The organism is Spirochaetota bacterium (genome assembly GCA_004297825.1).
In the GTDB taxonomy this organism is placed as follows: Bacteria; Spirochaetota; UBA4802; order UBA4802; family UBA5368; genus FW300-bin19.
On sequence record SCSX01000068.1, the window covers coordinates 32,729 to 50,361 of the forward strand.

Annotated in this window: 16 protein-coding genes; 4 read left to right on the plus strand and 12 right to left on the minus strand. The window is 56.6% G+C overall.

Translation table 11 applies throughout. The annotated features are described in order from the left end of the window. Positions 1-5: 5 nt before the first annotated feature. Positions 6-3,761, minus strand: coding sequence for a PAS domain S-box protein (locus EPN93_14025; protein ID TAL33148.1), 3,756 nt, complete (start codon positions 3,759-3,761; stop codon positions 6-8). 316 nt (positions 3,762-4,077) lie between these two features. On the opposite strand from EPN93_14025, the gene EPN93_14030 reads away from it, so the two are divergent. Then, on the plus strand, positions 4,078-4,941 hold the full coding sequence (locus EPN93_14030; protein TAL33149.1) for a hypothetical protein: 864 nt from the start codon (positions 4,078-4,080) through the stop codon (positions 4,939-4,941). Positions 4,942-4,949: 8 nt separating this feature from the next. On the opposite strand, the gene EPN93_14035 is transcribed toward EPN93_14030, so the two are convergent. The 3 genes from EPN93_14035 to EPN93_14045 all read right to left on the minus strand — a co-directional run bounded on the left by EPN93_14035 (position 4,950) and on the right by EPN93_14045 (position 6,948). After that, on the minus strand, positions 4,950-6,134 hold the full coding sequence (locus tag EPN93_14035) for an exo-alpha-sialidase (protein ID TAL33150.1): 1,185 nt from the start codon (positions 6,132-6,134) through the stop codon (positions 4,950-4,952). 347 nt (positions 6,135-6,481) lie between these two features. Beyond that, on the minus strand, positions 6,482-6,775 hold the full coding sequence (locus EPN93_14040) for a type II toxin-antitoxin system RelE/ParE family toxin (protein ID TAL33151.1): 294 nt from the start codon (positions 6,773-6,775) through the stop codon (positions 6,482-6,484). Next, the gene (locus EPN93_14045; GenBank protein ID TAL33152.1) at positions 6,769-6,948 is read right to left on the minus strand and encodes a hypothetical protein; all 180 of its coding nucleotides are present in this window, start codon (positions 6,946-6,948) and stop codon (positions 6,769-6,771) included. The genes EPN93_14040 and EPN93_14045 overlap by 7 nt, the downstream gene beginning before the upstream one ends. A 585-nt stretch (positions 6,949-7,533) precedes the next feature. Between EPN93_14045 and EPN93_14050 the strand changes: the two genes are divergently transcribed. Then, positions 7,534-8,001, plus strand: a complete 468-nt coding sequence (locus tag EPN93_14050; protein ID TAL33153.1) for a GNAT family N-acetyltransferase — start codon at positions 7,534-7,536, stop codon at positions 7,999-8,001. 64 nt (positions 8,002-8,065) lie between these two features. Here EPN93_14050 and EPN93_14055 read toward each other — a convergent pair whose 3' ends face one another. Next, positions 8,066-9,019: a hypothetical protein gene (locus tag EPN93_14055; protein TAL33279.1), complete on the minus strand. Its 954-nt coding sequence runs from the start codon at positions 9,017-9,019 to the stop codon at positions 8,066-8,068. A 673-nt stretch (positions 9,020-9,692) separates the two neighbouring features. Here EPN93_14055 and EPN93_14060 point away from each other — a divergent pair. Together EPN93_14060 and EPN93_14065 are read left to right on the plus strand one after the other, a co-directional pair. Then, positions 9,693-10,094, plus strand: coding sequence for a DUF3795 domain-containing protein (locus EPN93_14060; GenBank protein TAL33154.1), 402 nt, complete (start codon positions 9,693-9,695; stop codon positions 10,092-10,094). 76 nt (positions 10,095-10,170) lie between these two features. After that, entirely contained in the window at positions 10,171-10,608 is a 438-nt protein-coding gene (locus tag EPN93_14065; protein TAL33155.1) for an SRPBCC domain-containing protein, read from the plus strand. Positions 10,609-10,697: 89 nt separating this feature from the next. Here the strand turns inward: EPN93_14065 and EPN93_14070 are convergent, their stop codons facing one another. The 7 genes from EPN93_14070 to EPN93_14100 all read right to left on the minus strand — a co-directional run bounded on the left by EPN93_14070 (position 10,698) and on the right by EPN93_14100 (position 17,629). After that, positions 10,698-11,762, minus strand: coding sequence for an MBL fold metallo-hydrolase (locus EPN93_14070; GenBank protein TAL33156.1), 1,065 nt, complete (start codon positions 11,760-11,762; stop codon positions 10,698-10,700). Between the two features lie 86 nt (positions 11,763-11,848). Continuing rightward, positions 11,849-12,754: an MBL fold metallo-hydrolase gene (locus EPN93_14075; GenBank protein TAL33157.1), complete on the minus strand. Its 906-nt coding sequence runs from the start codon at positions 12,752-12,754 to the stop codon at positions 11,849-11,851. Then, the gene (locus tag EPN93_14080; GenBank protein TAL33158.1) at positions 12,751-13,581 is read right to left on the minus strand and encodes an SDR family oxidoreductase; all 831 of its coding nucleotides are present in this window, start codon (positions 13,579-13,581) and stop codon (positions 12,751-12,753) included. Before EPN93_14080 ends, EPN93_14075 begins: the two co-directional genes overlap by 4 nt. An 82-nt stretch (positions 13,582-13,663) precedes the next feature. Further along, positions 13,664-14,632, minus strand: coding sequence for an amidohydrolase (locus tag EPN93_14085; protein ID TAL33159.1), 969 nt, complete (start codon positions 14,630-14,632; stop codon positions 13,664-13,666). A gap of 140 nt (positions 14,633-14,772) precedes the next feature. Next, on the minus strand, positions 14,773-15,879 hold the full coding sequence (locus EPN93_14090; GenBank protein ID TAL33160.1) for a uroporphyrinogen-III decarboxylase: 1,107 nt from the start codon (positions 15,877-15,879) through the stop codon (positions 14,773-14,775). 22 nt (positions 15,880-15,901) lie between these two features. Beyond that, the gene (locus EPN93_14095) at positions 15,902-16,759 is read right to left on the minus strand and encodes an SDR family oxidoreductase (protein ID TAL33161.1); all 858 of its coding nucleotides are present in this window, start codon (positions 16,757-16,759) and stop codon (positions 15,902-15,904) included. Positions 16,760-16,858: 99 nt separating this feature from the next. Then, positions 16,859-17,629: a 3-oxoacid CoA-transferase gene (locus EPN93_14100; protein ID TAL33162.1), complete on the minus strand. Its 771-nt coding sequence runs from the start codon at positions 17,627-17,629 to the stop codon at positions 16,859-16,861. Positions 17,630-17,633: the final 4 nt, after the last annotated feature.

Sequence of the window (17,633 nt, forward strand, 5' to 3'; positions counted from 1 at the left end):
CACCGTCATACCGGGAACGTAACGCGGATACGCGCGCCCGGACCCTCTTCGATCGCGTGAACGCCGCCAATCTGGCGGCAGAGCATATCGACGAGCCGCAATCCCATTCCCCCCTTGTGCGCATGACGAAATTTTTCATCGATTCCCGGGCCGTCGTCGGAAACGAGCAATTCCGCTTTCCCGCCGCGATTTCTAAGGTCGACGCGTATTTCCCCGGCCGCGCCGGGAGGATAGGCGTACTTGAGGGCGTTCGTAACGAGCTCGTTGAGAATAAGCCCGACCGGCACCGCGCACCTTTGCTCGCACTGAATCGCCTCGAGCGTGTCCGCGATCAGCACCCGGCCCCCGGCGGGCGCGTAGGATTGCCTTAGCAGCGAAACCAGACGTCCCACGTAGCGCCCCAGGTCGATCCTGTCGAGGTCGTTTTCCGTCTGGAGCTGCTCATATACCGCCGCGATGGAGCCGATGCGCGCGATCACATCGGCGAATACCCCACGCGTATGCTCGTCGGGCAGGTCGCCCATTTTAAGCGAGATGAGATTGGAGGCGATATTCAAACTGTTCTTCACGCGATGCTGGAGCTCCTTGAAAAGCATCTCCTTCTCGGCGACCGACCGGGTGAGGGCGTCGACCGCCTCTTTTCTTTCCACGATGATGCGCGCCTGCTGAATGTTCTGGTGAGCCATGAGCGAAAGCTGGTTGGCGAACACGAAGAGCGCGCGCGCCACGTCCTCGAAGCGCTCCCGGGGCATGGTGGGAACCTCGTGGAATGCCGCGATAAACTCTTCTTCATCGGCGCCCACGTCATGGGCATACGCGCGCATCCTGTTCTCGGACTGTGTCTCGTCCCTCACCTGTCCTATCAGCCAGTTCGCGACGTGACGCCCGCCCACCGTGATGCTCGCCCCCGCGTCCCAGAGCCCGCCGCTCAGGCAGGGCTGGATGACCGGCCCGTCGGGATGGTACCTTCCGAGCACCGCGTCCGAATGATAGCAATTTGAAAGTCCCTTCTCGGTACGCCGGATGATGTCGCTGCACAGCCGGCAGAAGCCGCTCGGCCGCGTGATGGGCGTCCCGTCCACCTGGGTTATTATCGACGCCACCCCCGTGGCCTTCGCGAAAAGGTCCTGTATGACCTGGATGTCGTCCAGGCTGAAAAGCTCTTCGAACGTGACGACGTCGTTCTCGCCCAGGGGACGGGTGAGCGCCACGATGCGCCGGTCCAGTGCTTCCTCTATTCTTTTTCGCTCGGTGATATCGGTCGCCATCCCCAGGATCGACTCCCCGTGCGCGCCATTTTCCCGGAGAAGCACCGCGCTCATCGAGAGCCAGAATATGGAACCATTTTTCCTCCTGGCGAGGATCTCCATATTCGAGACATGGCCGTGTTCCCCGATCCGCAGGTTAAGGCGCTCCCCGTCGCGCGGGTCGGCATAGAGGCCGGAGACCGGCACCCTGAGAAGTTCTTCCACGCTCGCATACCCGGCGAGCGCGGCCATGGATCGATTTGCGTGGAGGAACGCGCCGTCCGGCGTGCTGCTGAAAATTCCGACGTTGAGATTTTCCACGAGCGCGCGGAATTTCTCTTCGCTTTCGCGAAGCGTCCCCAGGAAAAGCATGCTGCTTAGTCCGTCGGTCACCCTGCGCCCGATCTCCCGGAACAGGCGCTGTTCCTCGATCGACCAGATGCGCGCGTGCGAACACTGGTGCAATCCAAACACCCAGGGCAAACCCGTCCTGGGTCGAATTCCCACCACGATCTGCGATTGCGTGGAAAATTCTTTTCCATAAGGAATCTCTCTCCCGGATGCCGGATCGAACGTAACGGGTCCGGCCGTCTCGAGGATTTCCCGGAATACGGCCGCGACATCCGGCAGGACAGGAAGATCCGTGTTCTCCGCCAGATCGGCGGGGTATTCCTTCCGCGTACGTTGCATAATGACCCTGAAAGACGGCGCGCTGGGATCGCAGGGAAACAGCAGCCATGCGCGGTCGCACTTGAAAATGCCGAGGACAGAATCGAGCAGATTTTTCAGCATCTCGTTCAGGTTATCCGCGTGCATGATCACATTGTCGATTTTTTCCAGTTTTTCCAGGAATCTCGCGTAGGCTCGCGCCTGCGATTGCGTCCTTTTCCAGTCGGTGATATCGGTCGAAATTCCGCATAACCCGTTCACGGCGCCGGAGGCATCGGTGAGCGGAATCTTGACGGTCCAATAGGTGCGCGGATGCCCGTCGGAGGAGACCAGGTCCGTCTCCTCCCGCGTCACGGTTTCGCCCTCCTCGATCACCCTTCGGTCGCTCGTCCTTATCTCGCCGATCGATCCGGCCGAAAAAAAATCTTCGTCGCTCCTGCCGATAATAGCCTGTTCGTCGCGACCGAATAGCTCGCGAACCTTTTTGTTCGCATACGTGTAACGGTACGCCGTATCCTTAATGAAGATGAACGCTCCCACGTGGTCGAGAATATCGTTCATGCGCCGTTCGCTTTCCCCCAGCGCCGCGAGCGCCGCCTCGCGGTGCGCCTCCGCGGTTCTTCGCGCGCTCACGTCCGTTATGAATCCCTCGAGTGTAACGGTCCCCGATTCACCGGGCACGCCGCGCCCGCGCTCCCACACCCAGCGCCGTTCCCCCGCCGCCGTCACGATGCAGTATTCCAGGGTATAGCTTCTCCCCGAGCCCAGGGCCTCCTGGATCTCGTCCCATATCCTGTCCCGGTCCTCCGGGGCGATGATCGAGTTGTAGGAGCGGACGCCGTTGCCCAGGAAATCCGCGGAAGGATATCCCGAAAGCTCCAGGATGCCCTCACTCAGGTACTCCATGGTCCAGTCGCGATCGTTCAAGCAACGGTACAGGACCCCGTTGAGATTGTTGATGATCGTATCGATCTTCCGGGCGTGTTCCCGCTGCGCCTCCTCGGCGCACTTCTTGTCGGATATGTCCCTGAAAATCCCGATGAGAAGGGTGCTGCCCCCAACCTTCACGATCCCCGCATTGATGGAGACCGGAACCCTCGATCCATTCATGGTCAGCACGACGGTTTCCACCGCATCCGCCCTGTTCCCCTTCACGAACTCCCGGAAATAATCCATAGTGACCGGGCGCACGTCATCGGGATGAAGCTGGTCCGCGTTCATGGACAGCAGCGCTTCTCGCGAGAACCCGGTCAATTCCTCGGCCTTGCTGTTGCAGTCGACAAGCCTCCTGGACTGCGGGTCCGCCACGAAGAGCGCATCGGATCCCTGTTCGAAGAGGCAGCGATACCTTTCTTCGCTTTCCCTGAGCGCGTCCTCCCGGGCGGAGAGTTCCTCCTGCGAACCCAGCAGGTTCCGGTTCGCGGCTTCGAGCTCCAGGTTCCTCGCCTGAATCCCGAGATAGGCCTCGTGAAGCTTGAATGCCATCCTGAGCGAGGCCAATAGCACGGTGATGCCGGACTTCTTGACCACGTAGCCGTACGAGGTGATTTGCTCTGTTTTTTCGACGATTTCCTTTTCGGTGTGGGAAGAGAGGAACACGACCGGGATGTCATGATCTTTCAGTATCGCACGCGCGACCTGGGTGCCGTCCAACCCCTTGCCCAGGTCGATGTCCATGAGAATGAGATCGATGCGCCCGGGGTTGTCGCGCACGAGCTCGATCGCCTCTTCCCCGCGCGCGGCGCACATCACGTCGTATCCCTCGCGCTCAAGCTCCTGGGCCTGCGCAAGGGCGATGACCGGTTCGTCCTCGACGAGCAGGATGGTGCAGCACTGAGAACCCACAGTTTGCCCTCCGGTGCGGTAGGACTCGTTTCACGATGCCGCGCTTTGTGACGCGCGTCGGACAAGGGGTACCTCCTCCAGTGTAGTCGTACACGCGCGCTAAATCAAATATAATTTGCTCAAGCGGCACTCGCCGCGCCCGTGGAAGGCGCGGAATTGAGGGCGCCCGGGCCCTGACGCATTCATGCGCACGCGCGGCCTCGGGCGCCCTCCATGATTCACTTTTTTCACCCCGCCGCAGGAATACTGTTGACCATATACTCAATTAATGAAGCAATAGGCGCAGGTCTTTTCCATTCCCAGATGAGAGTGCCGCATGAAGAAATTTATCCTCGATACGAACATCATCATCAACGATCCCGCGCTCCTGAAGCAGTGGAGCCCCAAGTGCCAGGTGTACCTTCCCAGCTTCGTCCTGCGCGAGGTAAACAACTTCGCGAAGAAAAACAAGCAGAACGCCGTGGTCGCCGAGGAGCTGCACAAGCTCATCGAGGACGACCTCGCGCGCGGCTTCATCCGCTTCGCCTATATCGACCCCAAGCAGTTCAAGCGCCCCACCCCCGGCCTTTTCCGGGAGAACCGCATCACGACGAACGATTACCTGCTGGCCCAGTTCACCTACGAATTTTCGCTCATGAAAGAGGGCAAGGACGTAACCATGGTCACCGACGACGTGGCGCTCTACAACTACGCCAAGTCCATAGGCCTGCGCGCCCTCAACCTCAGGGAGTACCATTCGGAGATGGCGCGGTACAAGAGCGTGAGCCTCGCCCAGGCCGGCGAGCGCGCGGCCTACGGGGCGCGCTGGATACTCCGGGCGATGGGCCCCCTGGCCGCGGGCGCGCTCCTGGCCGTATGCGCCGGTTTCTTCATTAACTACTTCGGTCTCATCAACACGATCCTGGGCGCCGGGGCCATGGTCGCGCTCCTGGCGGTGCTTTCGATCTTCCTGCTCGGGATCAGGGCGCGCTGGCGGCTCTCCTATGCCCTCCTCCAGGTGTTCCTGGGGCTGTTCGTCCTCTACCAGGGCCTGGGAACCGCCCTTGACCTGTCGGCCCCCTCACTCCTCATCACGCTGCTCGCGGGGATTTTTCTCCTCATGACCGGGCTGGACAACCTGGGCAAGCGCGCACGGGGAACCGTCGCGGAGCGCCTCAGGGCATTTATCTTCAAGGACTAGCCAACCGCTCAGGGAGCAACCCGTCCCGCTCGTTGAGCGGAGCCGAAACGAACGGAGTCGAAACGCGCCTTTTCCGCCGCGAGCTTCTCCAGCGAAGGAAGCTCAAGCTTCGCCATCATGATGGGACTCTGCGATATCATGCCCATGATCCACGGGTAGTCCCTTTTCACGTCGCTCGTGTAATAGCTGAAATAAATAGTATCCTGCTTCATCACGAAGCCCGCATAAGAGGTATCCCCCGCGCTCGGCACGTCCGATAGAAAGACGAGCCTTTCAGGAGTGAGCAGGAAGAGCGAGGTGCGCTTGCGGTCGAAGATGCTTCCGTAATAATTGACAGGCCCCGGGCTGTACGGATTGCGTCTGCCTATGGCATAGACCTTGCCGTGATAGCTGAAGAGCGCCGGTCCGTCAAGGCGCGTGGTGAAGTCCTCGATGCCATCCCATTTCGTATAAGGCGGCGCCGCCACCCGGATACCCGTCGACGCGCGCGCGTCGCCAAAGAGATCCTCCGAATACTCGAGCCGCTGCGTGCTTATCATCCTTCCGTCGGGGAGGAACTCGATATCGGTCTCGTCGTTGCGCCCACCCTCGTAGATGGTCGATACGATCTCCCACCGTTCGCCGTCGGTCGACTTTAACAGCGCCGACTTCCCGTGCTCGTGCCAGTAGGCCGCCAGGTACCAGGTTGCCCCGTCGCGCGACTTGGGCCTCCAGAAGAGCCAGCCCTTCGGCTCCATGTCTTTCATCGCGCTCCACGTCTTCCCGTCCGCCGACGAGAGCCAGGCCGTCGCGTAGGGTTCGGCCTCGAAGTCCACGCTCTTGAGCACGTAGAGGTAGAGGCGGTCGTTCAGCACGAGGAACTTGGGGTCGCGAATATCTTCGCCCGGCACGTTCACGCGGGAAAGCTCCTCCCACGACCGCGCGTCCTTCGAGCGGCGCACGATGAGTTTGCACTCCGGGGTCGCGAAGTGATACGGGGAGCTCGCGTGCACAAGGTAGTAGTGCCCCTTGAAAAAGGTCATATCGGTGTTCGAGTTGTGCATGCCGTCGTTCACCGCGTCCCACACCTCCAGGGTGAGCGACTTGTCCACCACGGCGCCGTTGGGCCTCACGCGCCAGTACAGCAGCAGGGTGCCGATACTAACTGCCACCAGGGCGAGCACGATGCCCGCGATCTTCAGAATCTTTTTCACGGTTCGATCTCCTTCGGAAAATGAGTGTACTGCATAATACCCCGGAACACCGCTCCTGTCGAGACATTATCCGTGGAAACGGGAACTGTCCGGAATTTCCCGTGCGCCCAGGTTACGGCAACGATGTGTAAGAGTGGGAGATAGGGAGATGGATAAGATGGGGGGGATAAAGGATTTGATTGTTCCGCCTGTCATTTCGAACCCCGTCTTTCGGGTGAGAAATCTTAAAGCATATCGATGTTCAATAGATTTCTCTTCATCGCGAATAGCCGCGATTCATCAAACGGGAAGTCAAGCGCTATTCGGCGTGACCCACACACCGCCAAATCCCGTGGAGTTAATCGTCACTATGGCGGGCTGAGCACATCTTCAAGATTGCGCTTCCCATGAATCACCGCGAGTATCTCCACTGCATCACCGTGGATCTCATAAATAATACGGTATGAATACACGATTATTTCTCTAATCGAAGGGTTCTGAAACTCCGGGACCATTCTTCCCATTTGCGGAAAGTCCTTGAGGACATCGGCCCTGGTAACGACGGATACCAGCACCTTTTTTGCGTAATAGCCGGATTCTTCTGCTATGTGATCATGGATGTGCCGCAGGTCCTTCCTGGAGGACGCGGTCCATTTTACCATGTAAGGATTTCCCGCTTCAATTCCTCGGTGGTGATTGTCCTGCCGCTGCGTACATCTTCCTGGCCCGCATGGATTTTGTCGATAACATACAGCCGGTACATGATGTCCTCCATAGTGGCGGTATCGGGCAGTTTGGAAATAACGTCAATCGCTTCCTGTTTGATGCTTGGCATGATTGATACGCTCCCGGCCTGTATCAGGATAACATGATTGAACTGTATATGCTGATCAATATGTTTGTCAATCGAGTCATAGTAAAGTAATTAAACTGGCGATACCGGTCAAGCAAAAAGCGCAATAGACACTCACTGCCCAACCTGGGCCGGAGAGCTAATGAACACGAAATTTCGAAAGATATTCGTGTCTATTGTGATGAATGATTTCTATGGCGTTTGCTTGAAGAATGATCAGGTGAGCAAATCCTCTCTGCCTCCGGCCGGCTAAAGGCGCGACATCGTGTCGCAACGCCGGGTGCGCACAGGACGCGCGCCTGCCCGCCCAAGCCAGGACGGCTTATTCGCGCGGGCCATTCGCACCTCCTTATGCGTCACACTCCCCTTTGGTAAAGGGGAAACATTGGGGCGGCCCGGAGGGCCGGGGATTTTCATCGACACATAGGGAATTGTGTAAAGGAATAGAACGTAGTGAAACCTAGCAAAGCGTAAGTGTCCCGGGGGTGGTCCCAGGGGCTTCTGTAAGGTTCTGCCCGGGCGTTCAGGTTTCGCTGCGTTACTTTCTTGACAATCCCGCATCCCGTCATGCATTCTTCGGCCAATGGGTGCGTCATGAATATCCGACCGATCACATTCGACGAGGGCGACATCGCCGGCCTCACGAATCTCATGAACCAGTGGGACGCCCTGCCCGCGCCGCTTACCGCCGCGGGTATAGGGGATTCGCTCCGCCGCCTGCTCGCGCTCCCCGGCTCCGCGCTCATCGCGTGCGAGGACAATGGCGCGCTCATCGCCTATGCCTGCCTGGTGGAGGTTGTCTTCCTGGGCATGGGCACCTTCATCGAGGTCCAGTCCATCCTGGTCGACCGCGCGCAGCGCAGGCGCGGCGCCGCACGGATGCTCATGGAGCGCGCGGAATCCTGGGCCCGTGAGCGCGGCCTCGCGAAGATCTCACTCAGCTCGCGCGTCCACCTGGAGGGCGCGCACCGGCTCTATCGCTCGCTGGGCTACACGGTGGACAGGCAGTCGTACTTTTTCAGCAAGAGTCTCTGAGGTTTCGCGGATAAGTCCGCCGACCCCCCATGAAATTTCCGGCACCCGCAGACAGGGGGAAAACTTACGCCTGCTTCTCGATACTCACGTACGCCATAGTCTGGTTAAGGAGCTGGTACGCGATCTCCCCGAAGGTGGTGGGTCCGGTGATGTTGCCGGTCCGTTTTCCCTCAAGCTCCGAGTAGAGGTAATTCAGGATGCAGTTGCATGAAAAGAAAATCTCGCCGGTCCCCGCCTCGGGAATGCTGGAAGTAAACTCCTTTACGTAATTGACGACGGGCGCGGCGTGCTTGTACTTGATTCCCTTGAACACGGGCGCATAGAAATTCACCCGGCCGGCCGCGTCGTCGACGCCCTGGAAGCTCACGTTGATCATGGCGCCGCTGTAATCCGCGACCAGGGGAAGCTTGGTGTCAAGCTTCTGGCGGGACACGTACTCGGCGAAATTCTGTTTCTTTCCGTTGATGATGGCGTCTTGGACATTGAACCCGTCCTCGGGAAAGGTGATCACGTCCCCGGTTCCCTGCTTGAAAATGTTGATTATATTCAGGTCCGCGTAAAGGCCATCGGGAAGAACCATGTGCATCGCGACCGCCCCGTCCTCCATGACCTTCAGCTTCTCGCCGAAAATGACCTTGGCCTTTTTTTTGCCGATATCGTCCACGTGGACGCCTGCGATCCATCCGAAAAGCGGGCCGGAGGCGAAGTCCTTGTGCAGCGGGGCCTTCATCGCGAAGTTCAGGTGCGCGTTTCCGGAGGCGGGTATGATGATTATGCTCAGGCCGTTTTTTTGAATCCCGGCGTATACGGCCGATACGGTTTCCGGTGCGTAGGTCCTGACCGTGACCTGCCTCGCGTATGAGGGGAGCTCCGTCACGTGTATCTTGTCCCGCGTCATGAGACCGCCCTGGTCCGATATGAAATACGGTATCGTTCCGCCGATCCAGTGTCCCTCGGGGAGCTGCATGAGCACGCTCTCGTCCCCGGCGAGGATGAGCTTCTTGCCCTCCGTGATCATCGACTTGACCTGATCGACGTCGTACAGGACCTGGGTCAATTGCTGCACTTCGCGCTTGGCGACCCTGGGTGCCTCGGCCGGACGGACGGGGACGCTCATGACCTTCGACAGGTCGGCCTGGACCTTGGGGATATGGCCGTAATTCACGAACATGGCCCGCAGTTCTCCGGCCGCGTTGAGAACCGCCTGTTTGTCGGGAGTGCCGCGCATCGTGAGCTTCAGGCGGTTTAAAAGCAGCTTGAAAGCCAGGAATTCGAAATCCACCCCGCTGTCTTTCAGCAATAAGTCTTCCCACACCTTGTTCGTCGCTTCAGGTATATTCATTTTCCTTCTCCTCCGGTCGTGCCGGTTGTCGTTCTTTGGAACAATTGCGGCTGATGCGTAGATACGCTGTTCGATGTAATTCCAACTAAATTTACCGTAATTTATAAATTCTGAAAACCCGACTTCAAGTAAAAAGTGAAATTCCCGTAAAAATCATGTTAATAATCCGCCAACCGGTACGTTCGGTTCAGTTCACTTAACTCACGAATTCGCCGGTGCGGGGGACGTGCCCTAAAATATTCTGGACGAAAGATCCCGTGGCGATTATATATTGCCGGTCGGCCCCGGCGTTCCGGACTCGCCGGGATTCCCGTCATGACCGGGAGATTTCAATGAAACGAGGTTGGTAATGCACATCGCCCCCTGTGGAATGAACTGCTCCCTCTGCCGGGCGTATCAGCGCAGGGTAAAACCCTGTCCCGGATGCGCCGGGCCGGAAGAGCATATGCCTAAGTACTGCGCGAGGTGCCGGATCCGGCATTGCGCGGAACCGGGGCGGGCTGGCGCGAAATTCTGCCATGAGTGCCCGAGCTATCCGTGCGCGCTGATGAAGCGGCTCGACGCGCGCTACCGGTCCAGGTATGGAATGAGCATGCTTGAAAACCTGGATTCTATCGCGCGGATGGGAAAGGCGGCGTTCGTAAAATCGGAGAAGAAACGATGGGCGTGCCCGGCCTGCGGGGGGATACTGTGCGTCCACCACGAAGCGTGTCCCAGTTGCAGCGGCAGGAATCCCCACTTCCCGGGATAGCCGGTTCGGCCCCGGGAAAGACTACCCGATCCGCGTATCCCGTAGTATCTTCTATTTAAACACGGGAGGCACGCCCATGAAAGAAATACGTATTAGCATCCGCATCGCCGCCTCGCCCTCCAGGGTATGGGATATCTTTTCCGACTTCTCCCGTTACCCGGAATGGAACCCCTTCATCCGCGGTATCCGGGGGGAATTCTCCGCGGGGGGCCGCTTGAGCGTGGAGCTCGCGCCCCCGGACGCGCGGCCCATGACCTTCAAGCCCAGGGTGCTCGTAAACGATCCCGGACGCGAATTCCGTTGGAAGGGGCATCTCCTCGTTCCGGGCGTCTTTGACGGCGAGCACATCTTCGAGCTTACCGGCGACGGCGGCGCGACCGTGTTCACGCAGCGCGAGATTTTCACCGGGATTCTCGTTCCCCTCTTCGCAAAGATGCTCGATGACAATACCAGGCGCGGGTTCGAATCGATGAACGAGGCGCTCAGGCTGCGGTGCGAGAAGGGGTCGGGGTGAGTTCCGGCCTCATCGAGCGGGTGCCAGAGACAGGGCCGCAGCGGGTGCGCGGATGAAAAAAGGCGATCATTAATCTCCTTCGGGAAAGGTCAGGGCAACGGCAAATCGATAATCATGGAATCATGCCCGATCGTGAGTTTTCCATGATAGATATCGCCCATCCCCTGAATAAACATCCTTCTTGCCAGAAAACTATCAGGCTCCGGAATGAGGTGCGTAAGGATGAGGTGTTTCACTTCGGCGCGCTCGGCAAGCGCGGCCAGCTCCAGGGTGTCGGCATGATATTCCAGGATACGCTCCGCCTGGTCGGCCTCTGCATTCATGTTCAGGGTGCGCATGCACCTGGCGGCCTTTTTCACAATCCCCGTGTTGACCGCTTCATGGACTACAAGGTCCGCGTCCTTCATGGCCCGGAAATACAGGGGGCTGACCTTCGTATCACCGCTTATGAATACTTTCCGGCCCCGGTATGTCAGGACGTAGCCGACGGCATTTTCTACGGGGTGATGATCCACGCGATATGTCTCGATGCGGATCCCCCCGCTTTCATAGACAGTCGCCCCGTCCTCTCCCGCCGGTACCGTCACGGTTTTCGCGGCCGCGAACGCGAGCTCGGGATGCTCGACGAAATGGGCATTCCGGTACCGCGCATCCAGCCGGTAAGCCAGGGCGAAGCCGCGTACGACATCATCCGCGCCCTCCGGTCCATAGACGATAAAGGGCTCCCTTCTTCCGTTGATCCAACTGTTGTTTATCACCCCGTCGAGCCCCGAAAAATGGTCGGAATGCCAGTGCGTGATGAATGCCCGCGAGATCGCCGAAACGGGAACCCCGCTCTTTTCAATCGCACGCGTCGCGTTCTCGCCCGCATCGAATAAAAACACCTCGCCGCCCGCGATGACCAGGGTGCAGGGCTGACTGCTCTTGGCATTCGCTTGTGGAGAACCGGTGCCGCACAGAACAACACGCAACGCGCCCGAATCGCGCAGCATTCCTGAATCCCGTCTGGTCCGCAACGCATGTTCAATGTACATATCCTGGATTTTCCCGCACGACGCAGACATGGAGACAATGCCGGCAGCCATTAGTGCAAATGCCGCAATTTTGATTAATGCGCGCCGGTTCAAATTGTCTTCATCTTCCGAGTACTTCATTTCGTCCTCCCTGTCACGCGTGTGGCTGATTGGTATTCGAGAATCGATCGGCTGACATAAAGGAATCTCCTTATACCATTGAGTACCTAATCATAATATTCAGGAGCGAGATTGAATCTCCCCGGGATCCGGTGATCGTGGCATCCCACCATCTCAAGCGACTGTTCCTTCATCATCAGGTCGTACAGTTTCTCGATCGTTCGGTCCGCCTCGTCCTGCTCATGCACCAGTTTTTTCATCAGCTTCGATTTTGGAGACTTCGATTCAAGATTTTCCGGGAAATAGAACGAGTCGCCTCCCAGCAGAAACCTTCTTCCGGACGGCATGGTGAGCAGGAGCCCCATGAGGCCCTCGGTATGGCCCGGCAGATCAATCATGACAAAGCCGCCGTCACCGAAGACATCACAGGAATCGGGGAACGTAAGGCATTTCTTCCCTGAAACCGTTGAGATGAGACGCAGTCTCGATGGGTCGATACGCTCATATTGTTCCCGGATATAGGCATGACGGTGAGAATTCTTTGCAGTGGCCGCCTCCCATTCCTTTTTGCCGACAATGATCTCGGCATTGGGAAAATCATGGATTCCACCGGCATGGTCCCAGTGAAGGTGGGATAGAATGATATGCCGTACCGAATTCGGATCAAGACCGAGACGCGGCAGTTGTTTCACGACGGGATCCCGGCCGGGGTCGAACTCCGTCTTCATCACGAATTTGTTAAAGAACCAGTTATGACGATACTTAAGCGGTTTCATTTCATCGTTGATCCTCCCGCCCATGCCCGTATCGAAGAGGATCAACTCGCCGTCTTTCTCGATGAGAAAGCTGAGGATCGGAAAGCATACCGACTTCCACGGGGCGCCCGAAACGAAGAGCCCTTTGGGAACTGATGCAAAGGCCGTTGATAGAAAGTAGAGTTTCATGGATTTCCTCCTGCGCGCTTCAATTCCATTGAAAATACCTCCCGGCATCACAATTGCAGAACGCCTCATCCCAATTTTTTATGAATGATATTGTCAAGCGTGCCATCCGACAGCAGTTTTATTAATTTAATGAGCTTGTATTGAATTTGATTTTCAGTAACTAGATATCTCGCTTTCGGTTTGGCGGCGTTGAGCGACTCAAGGACTGCCTTCGCAACCGCCAGGGGCTCGATCCCCTTTTGACTGGCCATGCTGATTTCATGTTCCAGCTTCTTTCTATTTGCTTCGTAAAAAATCGACCCTTTAAACTGCGCAATTCTTTCATCATGGTCCTTTCCCCAGAGAGGGGTTTTAATGAGCCCGGGTTCGATTATAATGACCTCGATGCCGGGCGCCCGTAATTCCCGGCGCAACGAGTCGGACCATCCCTCGATGGCGTGCTTGCTGGCGGCATAGGCGCCCGAAAACGGCGCGGCCAGAAAGCCGGCGGCGCTCGACATATTAATAATTCTTCCCCTGGATTCAAGGAGCAGAGGGAAGAACAGCCTGGTCAGACGCTGGGTCCCGAACAAGTTAACATCGAATTGGCGCTCGAACCGTTCCTGGGGAAAATCCATGAGAGGACCGGGGAAGAATACGCCGGCATTGTTGACGAGCGCCCACAGGCCTGTTTTCTGTTTTTGCACATATTTGACCGCGTCGGCCACGTCCTTGTCCTTTGTAGTGTCGATCTTTATCGTCCTGATATTTCCGGCTTTTTTAAATTGGGACAATCCCCTTTCATCGATATCCGTGGCGTACACCCCCCACCCGCTGCCCGCGAGAAGTTCAGTGATCGCTTTGCCGATACCCGAAGCCGCCCCGGTTACGAGGACCCATTTTCTTGTAGTTGTCATTGCTCCTCCTATGTGGAAAGTGCACGGTAAAATATCCAACCGACCATTCCCAGTATGCGGCGTCGTGAAATTTATGCAGCATTCATTTACATGGCTGTTTTAGTCTTGGAAAAAGATTATGAGCATTTTCATATTCAATGTGCTTCAAATCCCTTTCTGAAAACCCATCATACGAGTGAAGCCCTTTTACCGTCTCGGCGGTTAAAATCTCCGGTGCGAATGGATAATCCGTTCCGAAAAGAATCTGTTCCGGTTCGACCAGCTCTCGCAAGGTCCTGAATACATACGGATTTGCCGACAGCCCGGTATCGTAATAAAGCCGTTTCAGATAATAGTGGACACCACGAGGTACAGCTTCTCCGGCATCAGGTAATACGAATTGCCCAAGGGAAATACGCCATGTAAGATAGGGCAATGCACCGCCGGCATGTGCGAATATCCAGCGAATATTGGGATACTTTTCGAGCACGCCTTTGTAGAGAAGATTGAAAATAACGCGTGCCGTTTCGAAGGCAACCTCCATAAGAAAAGAGGGGATTTCTTTCCCAAGCGGATTTCCGGATAAGGGCTCGGTGGGATGAACATACACGACGGCATTTCTTTTATTGAGCTCAGCGTACACTTCAGTGTAATGATTATCTCCAATATAGGCTCCTTCATGATTGGACAGAACCGCTATCCCGTCAAGATGGAGTATATCCAATGCATGCGATATCTCTTCCAGCGAGAACGCGATATCCGGTAGGGGAAGGGAAGCGAATGCACCGAAGCGCAGGGGATGGTTGGAAATCATTTTTGCCGACGCTTCATTTGACAAGCGCGCCAGCTTTTTAGCGAACTTCGAATCGCCAAAGTACACACCCGGGCTGGAGATGGAAGTGATGGCCGTTTGTATTCCATTCGCATCCATAACCGCGAGAGATTTTTCAACCGACCATTCAGGAAACGATCTGCCCAAAGACTCCGTTATTCCGGCTCTTTTCAGTTCCGTGAGATATTCGCCGGGAATGAAATGATGGTGCACATCAACGCGACAGAGTCCGGTATTCATTTGACCTCCGATATACGTTACTCTATGCAGGGAATTGTGACAACCATCGAGTCGCGACCCACGGCCAGTTTTCCATGATAATAATCGCTCATGCCTCTTACCCTCTTCATCGCATTCACCTAAATAGGAGTACAATATTTTCAACCGGCGGCATCCCGGCAGGCTTTCCCCATCATCCTGATGTTTTCCAGCTTAGCATTGAATGGAATATCGCATCCGGAGGAAAGTATGAAACCCTTCGGCCCTATCTCTCTGATCAGTCGTGTGCAATATTCGTATACCTGCTCCGGCGTGCCGAATGCCAGCATCCCGGCCGGGACGTCCCCCATGATGCACATCGTGTCCCCCACGATCGCTTTCGCCTTTAAAATGTTGGTACTGCCGTCCAGGGCCATGATGCATTTCCCCCTCGGCAGTTCCCGGAAATAGTGCAGCCCTGCCTCCCAGTTCGAATCCAGATGGAAGATCGGTACCACGTTCTTCTCGATGAGAAATTCCGCGAGGTCCCTCATATAGCTCCACGAAAAGCGCTCGAACATCTGCCTGTTTATCAACCCCGGGGTCCCCCGCCAACCCCCGATCCATGCGCCAAAGGGATGGAGAATTTTCAATTGAAGGCGATAGAATATTTTATTAAATCTATGGGCAATCCGAAAAACCCTTTCCAATTTGTCCGGTATTTCCATCAGGTCCTCGGCAAAGAACGTCTCCAAGGAGCGGCCGCCGCAGAACATCTCGAACGGGCTTGAAAAAACCGGACCGGCGATGCAGGGATACCCGGCTTCAATGAACCGGGCGCGCGCCTTACGTATGGATCTTAAATACGGAAGCACCAGGCGCGACGGATTCCCGAGTCTTTTCGTAATGAACGCGAACAACCAGCGGCCGAAGCCTTTTTTAATGATGAAATCGTAATCCTCCTGTTTCACAAGCTCCTTCTCGTCCATTTGCCACAACTCGTCATCCGAAAGATCGATACCCGGCACTTTAACCCTGGTAAACCACAGGATGGGCAGCAGCCTCGGATCGAAAACCATCTGCTGAACCGCGTCGACGCCGCCGATCTTTTCCTGGGCATTAATATTTGTGGAACAGTTCAACTCCATGTCCGTGATATAATTGGAAAGCTTTACTCCTTCAATTTTCGCATTGATCGCGGTGCCGCAGGTAACGAACGGAACCTTATCCACCGGTTCCAGGGCTATCGCGGACCTTATACGCTTCAGCTTTTCTTCATACGGGGTCATAATGTTTTCCTCTATTTCGCAGTCAGAATTTCAGCAAATCCAGCCCCCCGGTCACCGGAATGGCCGCACCGGTCATAAATGATGAAGCGTCCGACGCGAGAAAAACGGCCAGCTTCCCGATCTCATCGGGTCTGCCGAATCTATGCAGGGGTGTTCCCTTTTTGATCCGTTCCGATATTTCCGGAGCCTGCAGTTTCACCGCCTCCGTTTCGATGAAGCCCGGGCAGATCGCGTTCACCGTTATACCCAATCTTCCCCCCTCGATGGCAAGGGATTTCGCAAGCCCTATGAGGCCCGCCTTGGTCGCGCCATAGGAGGGCTGCCTCCACGCGCCCATAAGACCGGCGATTGATGAGATATAAATGACTCTGCCCCATCCCTTCCGCTTCATCATTGGCCACACCGCTTTCGTGCAATTGAAGGCTCCCGTCAGATTGACGCGCAGGTCCCGTTCCCATCGCTCGATCGTCTGTTCCTCCAGGTCGCCGAAATTGTCCATGAGCGCCGCATTGCTGACCAGTATATCGACCCCGCCGAAATCACGCTCAGCCTCCGCAGCCACGGCTTCGATTTCCGCTATATTCGTTACATCCAGTTTCCTGGCAATGGCCGTCGTATCCATTTCACAAATCTCGCGCGCGGTTTCCCTGGTTTTAACGACTTTATTCCTGGCGAAATGTCCGGCGAGGGGACTGTACGCGTCCAGCTCCGCGGGATCCCGCTGTTCATCCTCAAGCAACAGGTCGGTTACGATCACGCGCGCCCCTGCCCTCCCGAGGGACAGGGCGATCTCCCGCCCCAGGCCCCGTGAAGCGCCGGTGACCAGGGCTGTTTTGCCTTTTAACGTATCTGAGCCGTTGATGTCGCTTTTACTTTTCATTGTATCGGATCGGATCGTTCATTTCCATTTTCAGCGTTTCAATTATGTGTTCCACACGCGCTTGATCAGTTTCCGCATGTAGAATCTCCCCTCGGGAATTCAACGTCCGATTATGTACCGGTGAGGATCGACCTCATCACGCAACAGGCGAAGTTCCTGGGAACTTGGCGGCTCCGTATTCGTGATCGCGTCATCCCACAAAAGCTCAAACCCGCAATTATCCTGGATGTCTTTTCTTGCATACCCTGGGTTGATCGAAAGCACCTTCATCCGCTTGCTCTCTTCATCGAAACCCATGATGGCCATGTTGGTAATGATCCTGTACGGCCCCGTCCCCACGGGGAGGCCCGCGTCGTAGCGGGACGTGCCGCCGGTGAGATATCCCGGTGAAGTGATGAAGTCCAGTTTTTCGGTGAAGCGCTTGTTGTCCTGCGGCGTCATCATCATGGTGCGCCAGCAGAGGGAGGCCAGGTCGTTCGCCCCGCCCGATCCCGGGAAACGCACCCTGGGCTTCGCGTGGTCGCTTCCTATCATCGTGGAGTTGATATTTCCGTACATGTCTATCTGCGCCCCGCCCAGGAAGGTGTAGTCCACCATGCCCCGCTGACAGGTTTCCATGATATCCGGCATGGAACTGGCAAGGATCGCCTTGTGGAAGGTCCGTGAATCGCCGACGGATATCGGCATGGCGGGTAATATCGGCGCCACGCCGCCCGCCTCGAACATTATGGTGAGGTTCGGCGAGTGCGTCTTCTGCGCCAGCATGGCCGCTGCGCAGGGAGCGCCGGTGCCCACAACAACAGTCGCGCCGTCCTCCAGGTTCCGTGCCGCGACGCATATCATGAGTTCCATTGGATTGTAATCTGCCATCATC